The sequence below is a fragment of the Synergistaceae bacterium genome, from assembly GCA_017443945.1.
Classification (GTDB): Bacteria; Synergistota; Synergistia; order Synergistales; family Aminobacteriaceae; genus JAFUXM01.
Genome location: JAFSXS010000069.1, coordinates 1 through 10,014, shown reverse-complemented (window position 1 = coordinate 10,014; position 10,014 = coordinate 1). Strand labels below are relative to the sequence as shown.

11 protein-coding genes are annotated in these 10,014 nt (G+C 42.2%); 9 read left to right on the top strand and 2 right to left on the bottom strand.

From position 1 onward, the window contains the following. From IJT21_07770 to larC, 9 genes are all read left to right on the top strand, one after another. Positions 1-345 (top strand): aldo/keto reductase (locus IJT21_07770; GenBank protein MBQ7578145.1); only part of this gene is annotated, 345 nt, incomplete at its 5' end. Between the two features lie 11 nt (positions 346-356). After that, the gene (locus IJT21_07765; protein MBQ7578144.1) at positions 357-833 is read left to right on the top strand and encodes an endonuclease; all 477 of its coding nucleotides are present in this window, start codon (positions 357-359) and stop codon (positions 831-833) included. Between the two features lie 80 nt (positions 834-913). Next, a complete protein-coding gene (locus IJT21_07760) occupies positions 914-1,396 on the top strand; it encodes a chemotaxis protein CheX (GenBank protein MBQ7578143.1) in 483 nt (160 codons plus the stop codon). 103 nt (positions 1,397-1,499) lie between these two features. Then, positions 1,500-3,611 (top strand): patatin-like phospholipase family protein, encoded by a 2,112-nt coding sequence (locus IJT21_07755; GenBank protein ID MBQ7578142.1) that lies wholly within the window; start codon positions 1,500-1,502, stop codon positions 3,609-3,611. A 23-nt stretch (positions 3,612-3,634) separates the two neighbouring features. After that, complete coding sequence (locus IJT21_07750; GenBank protein ID MBQ7578141.1) at positions 3,635-3,931, top strand: DUF2281 domain-containing protein; 297 nt, start codon at positions 3,635-3,637, stop codon at positions 3,929-3,931. After that, positions 3,910-4,137 carry a PIN domain-containing protein gene (locus tag IJT21_07745; GenBank protein MBQ7578140.1) on the top strand — a complete coding sequence of 76 codons (228 nt, stop codon included), beginning with the start codon at positions 3,910-3,912 and terminating at the stop codon, positions 4,135-4,137. The genes IJT21_07750 and IJT21_07745 overlap by 22 nt, the downstream gene beginning before the upstream one ends. Before the next feature lie 27 nt (positions 4,138-4,164). Further along, the gene (locus IJT21_07740; GenBank protein MBQ7578139.1) at positions 4,165-5,604 is read left to right on the top strand and encodes a proline--tRNA ligase; all 1,440 of its coding nucleotides are present in this window, start codon (positions 4,165-4,167) and stop codon (positions 5,602-5,604) included. Positions 5,605-5,607: 3 nt separating this feature from the next. Continuing rightward, positions 5,608-6,510, top strand: coding sequence for a 2-phosphosulfolactate phosphatase (locus IJT21_07735; protein ID MBQ7578138.1), 903 nt, complete (start codon positions 5,608-5,610; stop codon positions 6,508-6,510). A 5-nt stretch (positions 6,511-6,515) separates the two neighbouring features. Further along, complete coding sequence (gene larC, locus IJT21_07730) at positions 6,516-7,724, top strand: nickel pincer cofactor biosynthesis protein LarC (GenBank protein MBQ7578137.1); 1,209 nt, start codon at positions 6,516-6,518, stop codon at positions 7,722-7,724. A 47-nt stretch (positions 7,725-7,771) separates the two neighbouring features. Here larC and IJT21_07725 read toward each other — a convergent pair whose 3' ends face one another. Both IJT21_07725 and IJT21_07720 read right to left on the bottom strand, forming a co-directional pair. Next, positions 7,772-9,340, bottom strand: coding sequence for an AAA family ATPase (locus IJT21_07725; protein ID MBQ7578136.1), 1,569 nt, complete (start codon positions 9,338-9,340; stop codon positions 7,772-7,774). Between the two features lie 115 nt (positions 9,341-9,455). Continuing rightward, on the bottom strand, positions 9,456-10,014 hold a 559-nt coding region (locus IJT21_07720), incomplete at its 5' end, for an NAD(+)/NADH kinase (protein ID MBQ7578135.1).

Below are 10,014 nucleotides of genomic sequence, written 5' to 3'. Positions count from 1 at the left end.
ATAGTTCAGAACGAGAATCACATTTTTTATCAGAATACAGACCTGCAAAAATATTTATCTCGTTACGGCGTAATAATAGAGTCTTGGTATCCTTTCGGAGGCCGGGGAAATACGCGCGAAATTCTCAATAATCCGGCCATAAAGAAAATTGCAGCTTCACACAATAAGACTACTGCACAAATTATATTGCGCTGGCAGATTCAAGCTGGCTATATAGTTATTCCAGGTTCAAGCAGTCCCGATCACATACGCGAAAATATAAACGTGTTCGATTTTGCCCTGAGTTCTGAAGAAATGAATATAATCGCAGGTTTGAATCGCAATAAAAGATTTGAGAACTGGTAAAATTTTTAGTGATGGAGGCAGCAAACATATTAAAAAATTTTATATTGGGCATGGACCCCGGACGCGATAAAACCGGATTTGCATTTATTGACTCTGACGGTAAATTATTATTGTCGGGAATATTTGCGAGTTCTGAGCGTGAAGACTTTTTTGCGGTGCTTACTAGTGAGAATAAAAATTTTTCCCGCTGGACAATTGAAGGAAGCGCAGAATCTCTCAATCACTCACAAATAAAATTTATCGCACTGGGAGACGGGACTCACAGTCAGAAATTTTTTAGCTGGCTTAACGATAAAAATTTTTGCGAAATCATAAGGGTCAACGAGAAAAATTCTACACTTGAGGCGCGTTCAATTTATTGGAAAATTCATCGTCCGAGTCTGTTAATGCGGTTGATTCCTGAAGGTTTGCGCGTTCCTAATAGAGTTCTTGATGACTTGGCCGCGTATATAATTGCATTACGGGCATTGCAAAATATAGAGATATAAACGAGAATAAGCTATAATAATGTAAACTCAATTTATAGACAATCATTACAGGGAGGGAGATTAATTTAACAATGGCCGGTATGGATAAACTTGTCGCTCTCGTGAATAGTTTTGCGTCGGCAGTTCTTTCCGTAGGGCGAGAGGTGGGGCTTAATATCACCCTCAACAAATCGAAAGTATCTCCGGGCATAAAGGTCGAGAATATCTGCACAGCGGCAATAATAGGTGTTGTAGGTGCAGGCTCAAGAGGGACAGTAAATATAATGCTCAACAAAGAAGGCTTCGAAAATATTATTACAGCGATGTCGGGCGGAATGATTAAACCGGTAATCGGCGATGATGTCTCAATGAGCGTAATTGGCGAGCTTTCAAACATGATCGGAGGCCGTGCCCTTGTGCAAAGTGCATTAGGTACAGTCGACGTAACGCCGCCGCAGTTAATAATCGGAGAAAATATCAGGAACGTAACAAAAGAGGATCAAGGCATGAAAAGTTTTACATTACCGTTTTCGCTTGAGCCTTCTGGGGGGCTTTATCTTGTATTGTCCTTCAAGATTGATTGACCTGTAATAATAACGCGCGATTAAAATTTTAAACGGTTCTGGCCGGAAATGTGCCGGAGCCGTTTTTTGACATAAAATATTTATTAGGGGAGAAATATATTACATGTCCAAGCTAAGAAAGTTTTTATATATCTTGATTGCTGCTGTAATGATTGCTTTGACTCCGTTTACAAGTTATGCAGGAATCATTCTTGTTTTATCGGGAGGCGGCACTAAGGGATTTGCACATTTAGGAGTAATGGAAGCTCTTGAGAAAAACGGCGTTCAAATCGTAGGCATAGTCGGGACAAGTATGGGCGCGTTAATGGGTGCATTGCGTGCGAGCGGCTACAGTACTCAAGAAATGCACAAGATTATAGCTGATTTAGATTTGCCGTCGTTATTGTCGGAGAACACCGGCCCGATGTTTGTTTTTTCCGGGAATGACGTACGCGCAAAAACTAGCACTATGCCGGCATTGACTTATACAAGACGTAACGGCGAGAAAGGTCCGAAAGGTTTATTAACCGGCGATAAATTATACACTTATTTTTCACAGCTGATGAAACACGTAACGGAGACAAATTTTTATAATCTGCCGATCCCTTATGCAGCAGTAGCTACGGATATTAACAGGGGTAAAAAAATTGTTCTGCGTGATGGTAATTTAGCGTCGGCAATGCGTGCTTCAATGTCAATTCCCGGATTGTTTGAGCCTTGGATTATTGACGATCATTTACTTGTAGATGGCGGAGTAACTTCAAATTTACCGGTTTATACAGCTAAAGAAATTTTCCCCGGTATTCCTATTGTAGCTGTAGATATTTCTGACTCATTATCAGAGAATACGTCTGTAGGCTCATATATTGACGTAATCAGCCAGGCACTTACGATTTTAATGCGCAAAGCAACTGACGAAGAAGGAGCAGCAGCAGATATTTTGTTACGTCCTAAAGTTGAAGGCCTCGGATTGCTTGACTCGTCGGGTTCAGAAAATATTATCAAACTCGGTTATGACGCAGCAATGCAAAAAATTGACGAGATCAAAGAATTATCAGAGCGCGGGCCGGCATTGTTCACACTTAGGAGAAATTCAAGACTAAGCGATATTGTCGGAGAAATTGAAGTTCACGGATTACCCCCTAAAATGGCCGAATTAGTGCGCAAAGAAGCGTTAAAATGGGTGGGCAAAAAAGTTGACAAGGATGCATTAAATCACGCAATGGAAAAATTATCAAGTGCTCAGGGCATAGAATTAGCAGATTATCAGCTTGGCCGTACTGAATCGGGTGATATTCTTGTGCGTATTGATGTTCGTCAAGTTCCGGAGCTCAGAGTCGGAATTTCCGGTTACTCAACAAATTTGCATTCTAACAGGTGGCTATATCTCAAGGGAGAAGCGCGCGGACTCTTGTCAGAATATGACTCATTAATCGGCGTTGTAAAATTAGGCGAGCAATTAGGCTTTGATTTAACTTATCAGACAGCTCCCCAGCCTTTAAACGCGTGGCAGTTCACGTTATCTGCTCAAAATTGGAAGCAGCCGACCGGAAAACATGCTAAATATAGAGATTGGGACAGATACGCCGCAGGAGTCAGCAAATTATTTACATGGGGAAATGTAAATGTCGGAATAGGTGTCGCATATGAACACGTAGAAGGCGATTCAATGTCGAGAAAAGACGATAAAGACTCAGTTGGACCTACTTTCTTAGCAGAATATGATACGCTCGATATTCCCGGAGATCCTACAAAAGGTTATTCATGGCGAATTAATGCATGGTGGCCTGATTTCGACGAGATTTTATACAGGTTAAATTACTTCAAGCCGTTGAGAGTCTCAAATTTATGGAGATTTTATTTCCGCGCAGGTTTTGCAGAGGGAGACTTGAATCGCAGGAGTCACGCAGTTTATCTCGGAGCAGCTGAAGAACTTTACTCAATATCAGGCAGCCCGATAGAGGCCGAGCGCATGTTCTGGGCAAATTTGGCACTAAGACGAATTATAACCCGCACAGCAATGGGAGTCTTAGCTGCTGAATTATTCACGAGCTGGGGCTATGCAATGGACAAAAAATGGAAGAAGATAGACGCTCCTTGGGAGGTTGGACTCGCTGTTAATTTCCCGAATAACTTAGTAGACATGAAGTTTGCGATAATGTACGGCTCTGAAGACCACTTTAAAGCGGGATTCTTTATAGGCGTTCCGATTTGGGATCATTACCCGTTACCGTAAAAATTTTTAAGGAGGGATTTATTATGATGACATTAACATTTAATGATGAAGAATTAAAGATTCTCGCGGACGTTCCAGCCGGGAAAATACCAGAATTATTAGATTTTGCGCGCTTCTTACGTGAATCTCATGACAGGTCAACGCAAAATAAACGTACTAAACCGCGTCTTGTTGGTGCTCTTGAGGGTAAAGTTTGGATGTCTGACGATTTTAATGATCCAATGGATTTTGTATCAGATGAAGAAATGCGCGTCTTAGAGGCTATGCGTTCAAGAAAAAAAATAGACTCTGACTCAGAATTACGCGAGGAGGCCGTATAAATGTATTTGAAGATTTATGCAGGCAGGAAGAAATTAATATACTCTCACTCAATAGCGCGTATTTCGAGAGGATTCAAAAATTGCCGCTGATTCACCGTGACCCGTTCGACCGCATTATTATCGCAGCTGCAATCGAGGAAAATTTTACGCTCCTGACTTGCGATGAAATTATAGTGAAATATGACGAAGTTAAATGCTTATGGTAGGCAAATTTTTAAGGAGGAATCTATAAATTGGCACGAAATATTACACCTAGAAGCGAAAATTATTCACAATGGTATTTAGACGTAATCAAGGCCGCAGAACTCGCAGATTATGCACCTGTACGCGGTTGCATGGTAATTCGTCCGACTGGTTATGCACTATGGGAAAATATACAAGCAAAATTAGACGCAGCTTTTAAACGTACAGGCCACGTCAACGCATATTTTCCAGTGTTGATTCCCAGCTCATTTTTTCAGAAGGAAGCTGAACACGTCGAGGGCTTTGCTCCTGAATTAGCGATGGTAACTCATGCAGGCGGAGAAAAACTTGAGGAACCCTACGCAGTACGTCCTACATCTGAAACTGTTATTGGCTACATGTATTCAAAATGGGTGCAGTCGTGGCGGGATCTTCCTGTTTTGATTAATCAATGGTGCAACGTCATGCGCTGGGAAAAGAGACCCAGATTATTTTTGCGCACGAGTGAATTTTTATGGCAGGAAGGACACACAGCACATGAGACCGCAGAAGAAGCACGGCAAGAAACCCTCAAAATGTTAGAAGTTTATCGCGAGACTCTGGAAAATGAGCTTGCTGTACCCGTTATCGCAGGAGAAAAAACGGCCGGCGAAAGATTCCCTGGTGCTGTTGACACTTACACGTGTGAAGCAATGATGAGCGACTCTAAAGCACTTCAGGCAGCAACAAGTCATTTCTTAGGCCAAAATTTTGCTAAAGCCTTCGATATTCAATATCAGAACAGAGACGGCGAGCTTTCTTACTGTTGGACAACAAGCTGGGGACTATCAACAAGGAGCGTAGGAGCTGTAATAATGACTCACTCTGACGACGACGGACTAATTATCCCGCCCAGAATCGCACCCGTTAAAGCCGTGATTTTGCCGATTTCTAAAGATGAGAGCATCGCAGCAAATGAAATCTTGCCCAAAGCCCGCGAACTTGCAGCAAAAATTGATGACTCACTAGGAGGCATGTACACAAAAGTAGATACAGATTTTCACGCGCGTCCGGCTGATAGATTCTTTGCTCATTTGCAGAAGGGAGTCCCGTTGAGACTCGAATTAGGCGAGAAAGATTTAGCAGCAGGAACAGTAAGACTCGTACGGCGCGACACAGGCGAAAAATTAGACGTTAAATCAGAAAACGTTATAGAGACCGTGAAAAATTTATTAGCTGACATTCAAGCAAATTTATTCAACCGCGCAAAATCTTTCAGGGAAGCTAATACTCACGACGCAAAGAATTATGACGAACTCAAAGAAATTATTAACACTCAGGGCGGATTTGTACGGGCTTATTTCGGCGGAACACCTGAAGACGAGAAAAGAATCAAGGACGAGACCGGAGGAGCTACCCCGCGCGTTATTTTACCAGGAGAGAATCGCGGAAAATGTTTTATCACAGGCCAAGACAACGCGAGACTCACAATTTTTGCGAAAGCGTATTAATCAATGTATGAGGCTGATTTAGTATTTGCCTGCGGAGAAAATAATTATCTGCCCGTTGTTGATGTCTGGATTGTAATAGATGTCCTGCGGGCTACAACAGTTATGACTCGCTGGTTTGAGTTGGGCGGCACAGAATTATATCCCGTAAAGAGTCCTGATGAGGCGCGAAAATTAGTGCAGGATCTGCGCGAAAGAGGTTCTTCACCGTTGTTAATGGGCGAAGTAAACGGAATCCCCCCAGAAGGTTTTGACGCAGGAAATTCACCGCTGGAATTAAATTATAATCTCATTCAGGAGCATTACTGCGGAGTCATGTCAACAACTAACGGCACTGTTGCATTATTGGAGGCTGCCTCGTCGGGGAGTCCTGTTATTGCTGCGAGCTTACGAAATTTTGCGGCCTGTCTCGATCATGCTTTGACGTTCGGAAATAATATCGGGCTGCTTTGTTCAGGTCGTAAAAACCGGCCTTCATGGGAAGACACTTTGTGTGCGGGGGCAATCCTTGACGAGCTTCAATCGCGCGGCGAAATATTAATGTCTGACAGTGCAAAAATGGCGTTATTATTATGGCAGAACCGCGGAGATAATCTCGAAAATTTTGTAATGAAATCGACTCATGCTCAATATCTCGAAAAAATCGGCTATCGTGATGACATAACTTTTTGCTGTGAGTGCAACGTCTCTACAGTTGTCCCGATGTTGACGAGTGATAAGCAGATTCACACAATTTTGCGCAGTGTCTCAGGAAGTGCGCGCCCTTACGTTAATATAAGGAATCCCGAAAAATTAACCCAGATCCCGAAAAAATCAAGCCCGAAAAAATCTGCTGACCCGTTCGAGGAGCTTTTATCGTACACAAAGAAGCCTTCACACTATTTTTTTATTGGACGAAAGGAGAAATAATCAGCGTGAAAACTTTATATCTTGACTGTTTTGCTGGCATTGCAGGAGATATGTTTATCGGGGCATTATTGAATCTTGTCCCGACTCATAAAATTTTAATCGACGGAATAAAAAATTTGTCAGGACTCGACCCCGACGAATACGAGTTAATAATCGAGAATGCGACTAAAAACGGAATCGCAGGGATAAATTTTGACGTGAAATTAAATCATCATCATCACGAGCATGAACACGAACACCATCACGGCAGGCACTTAGCAGACATTGAAGCAATGATTACAGCTAGCAGTTTACCCGAACGAGTCAAACGCGAGTCTTTGCGGGCATTCTCACTCTTAGCAAACGCAGAAGCAAACGTTCACGGCACTACACCCGATAAAATTCATTTTCACGAGGTCGGAGCAGTTGATTCAATAATTGATATTGTAGGCTCATTTATATTAGTTGACTCTCTCGGCTGGCCGCGTGTTATCTGCTCAAATATAAATGTAGGCTCAGGGACTGTAAAGTGTGCTCATGGGATTTTGCCTGTTCCTGCTCCTGCGACTGAATATTTATTGCGCGGACTGCCGGTTTATTCTAATGGGTCGCCTATGGAACGCACTACACCGACGGGAGCATTGTTAGTGAGGATTCTTGCTGACGGTTTCGGGAATGTTCCGCCCGGAAAAATTACAGCGTCAGGTTATGGAATCGGAAATAATGACTCGCCCGATATGCCCAATATTTTGCGCGCTTTGTTAATAGACTCTGAAATCAAGAGTGATAATAACGATGGCTTAATTCACGAGAAATTATCTTTGCTTGAATGCAATATCGACGACATGAACCCGCAGGATTATGAAATTGTGCAGGAAAAATTATTTGCTGCTCAAGCCTTAGACGTATGGACAGAAAATATTTACATGAAAAAATTGCGTCCTGCTGTAAAATTTTGCTGCTTGAGTGAACCCGATAACGCCTCAAAACTTGCAAATATAATTTTGACTCACACGACTTCACAAGGAGTCAGAATTTCCGAATTTGACAGACTGCGCTTAAACTGGAAAATTGAAGAGTTTAATACTTCGCTTGGGAAAATTAGAGTCAAGATTACGAGCTTAAACGGTGAAATTATGCGCAAGATTCCTGAATATGAAGACTTAAAGACTCTTGCGATTGAGTCAGGGCGGTCAATGTTTGAGATTCGCAAAATTATTCAGAGTGAGATTTAATGCTTTGTCCCCTGATTTGAAAGCGAGTCAGGGGAAATTTTTTATATTTACAGACTCTCACTAAGTAAAATTTTTGCGTGTTCCTGTGCCTCGATTAAGTCCGGAGAACCTGATAACATTCTTGCAATTTCTCTCACGCGTTCAAAATCTTTTATATTCTTCATGGACGTTTCGCCGTTGATTCGCTGTATTAAAATATGAGAGTCCCCAAGTGCAGCAATAGACGCTTCATGAGTTACTAGAATCACTTGACATTTTCGCGATAAATTTTTTAGCTGCAAACCCGACAACACCGCCGCACGACCTCCGAGTCCCGCTTCTACTTCGTCAAAAACTATAGTAGGGGGCAGCCACTCATCAGGCAATGAAAGCTGTAACGCCAATAATAACCGACTCAATTCACCGCCTGACGCAATTTTTTCGACACGTCCGACTCTTGATCCTTCCTGCAAAATAAATTCTGCTTCGTCTGCTCCGTCGCGCCTTAATTTCTGCAAACCGTTGAGATTTATATTAAATTTTATCGTGTTCATTCCGAGTTCTGACAAAACATTATTTACGCGCTGAGTCAAAATTTTTGCGGTCTCCTGCCTTGAGTGCCTGATTTCCATAGCGAGGGCGTTTGCTTTCTTCTTGTCATCGAGTGAGCGTGCTGATAAATTTTCTAGCTCGTTATAACTTTTTTCCAGCCATTCGAGACTCGTATAAATTTCGTCGCAGTAATTTAATAGTTCGTTCTCGTCGGGAATGTTGCAAAGCCGCTTAAGTTTTCGCAAAGCTCCGAGCCTTGACTCTGTTTTATCGCGCAGGGTTAAATCATTGCCGCCGTTGTCAAGTTCGATATTTTTCACGGACTCGAACAAATTATTTATTGACTCTTTTATGTTTGACTCGTCGTCATCGCTCATGAATGAATAAAGATTCTCGAAGCAGCTTTTAACTTGTTCGATTAAGCCGTGTTCAGATAGTCCGCCGGTTAATGAGTCAAGGCTGTTTTGTGCGCGTTCAGTCTCTGAGATTCTGTGTGTTATGTCAGATAATAAATTTTCGAGCCGTTTTTCGAGTCCCTGCTCAGGTTTTGCGATTTTGACGAGATCAAAAATTTCTCGTGCATTAGAATATTTGCGTTCGATTTCAGCGCGTTTTTTCTTGAGTGTGCGTAATTCGTTGGAGCTTTCTTTTGCGCGGTCAAAGATTTCGTGAAAGTCATCAAAAATTTTTTCCGGCAAAAACGAGTCTAACATCGCTAACTGTCTGTCAGGTTCTAATAATTCAATCTGGGCAAATTGACTCTGGATTCTTACAAGTGAGCTTGCTATTTTTGCGCATTCGTTAAGGCCTGTTGATGCTCCCTGAACTTTTGCTCGGCTGCGTCCTGTATCTAAGATTTCACGCGTTATAGTTGTATCCGTAAATTTTGCTTTGACTTGGCCGAGAGTCTCTCCTGCACGAATAAATTTTACTCCTCCCCTGCTGCCGGTTAATAACTCAAGTGCACGCACAACGCTTGATTTTCCTGCGCCGCTTTCGCCTGTAATGACGTTGAGTCCGGGTGTGAATGCAAGTGAAGCCGATTTTATTCCGCCGATGTTGGAAATTTTGAGAGATTCAATCATTTGTCATAACCCTTTTTACACGCTTTATTATGAATCTCAAGCAATACAAGATTTTGAGAGGATAATTTATTGTCAGGTGAAAATATTAGCTTTGTCATGAAATTTTTATATTTACTCATTCGCCCCAGCCCAGTTTTTCGCGCACAATGTCAAGAAAATTTCTATCCGGCAAATTTACAGTTCTTATTTTCTTAGTGCGTGAGAGTCTTATTTCGATTCTGTCGCCCGGTAAAAATTCGTATGCAAGCTGCCCGTCTTGAGTGAGCATTAAATCTCGTGAACTTCCGCGCGCAATTAAAGTTATTCTGTCATCCTCTGAACCTATTAACGGCCTCGAATAAAGCGTGTGAGCGCACAAAGGAGCTAACAAAATCGCATTTACATACGGCGGAATCATAGGCCCCCCGGCTGATAGTGCGTAAGCTGTTGACCCTGTCGGCGAAGAAATTATCACACCGTCAGCAGGAAGCACGCAAAAAAATTTATCGTTGAATCTTATTTCTATATGAAGAAGTCTTGCTATTGCGTTCGTGCTCAAGACTATATCATTAAGGGCGTAAATCTTGTGAGACTGCGAGTCATCGTGATAAAGCACACAACGTAAAACACGGCGCTCAATAACGTCAAAATTATCTATCAAAATATTTTGCAAGTCTTTAACTACGCTGTCGGGT

What these genes read in the sequence shown, in the direction of transcription:
- IJT21_07735 (MBQ7578138.1), top strand. Translation starts at nt 5,608, where the DNA reads ATGTATGAGGCTGATTTAGTATTTGCCTGCGGAGAAAATAATTATCTG.
- IJT21_07755 (MBQ7578142.1), top strand. Translation starts at nt 1,500, where the DNA reads ATGTCCAAGCTAAGAAAGTTTTTATATATCTTGATTGCTGCTGTAATG.
- IJT21_07760 (MBQ7578143.1), top strand. Translation starts at nt 914, where the DNA reads ATGGATAAACTTGTCGCTCTCGTGAATAGTTTTGCGTCGGCAGTTCTT.
- IJT21_07765 (MBQ7578144.1), top strand. Translation starts at nt 357, where the DNA reads ATGGAGGCAGCAAACATATTAAAAAATTTTATATTGGGCATGGACCCC.
- IJT21_07725 (MBQ7578136.1), bottom strand. Translation starts at nt 9,340, where the DNA reads ATGATTGAATCTCTCAAAATTTCCAACATCGGCGGAATAAAATCGGCT.
- IJT21_07750 (MBQ7578141.1), top strand. Translation starts at nt 3,635, where the DNA reads ATGATGACATTAACATTTAATGATGAAGAATTAAAGATTCTCGCGGAC.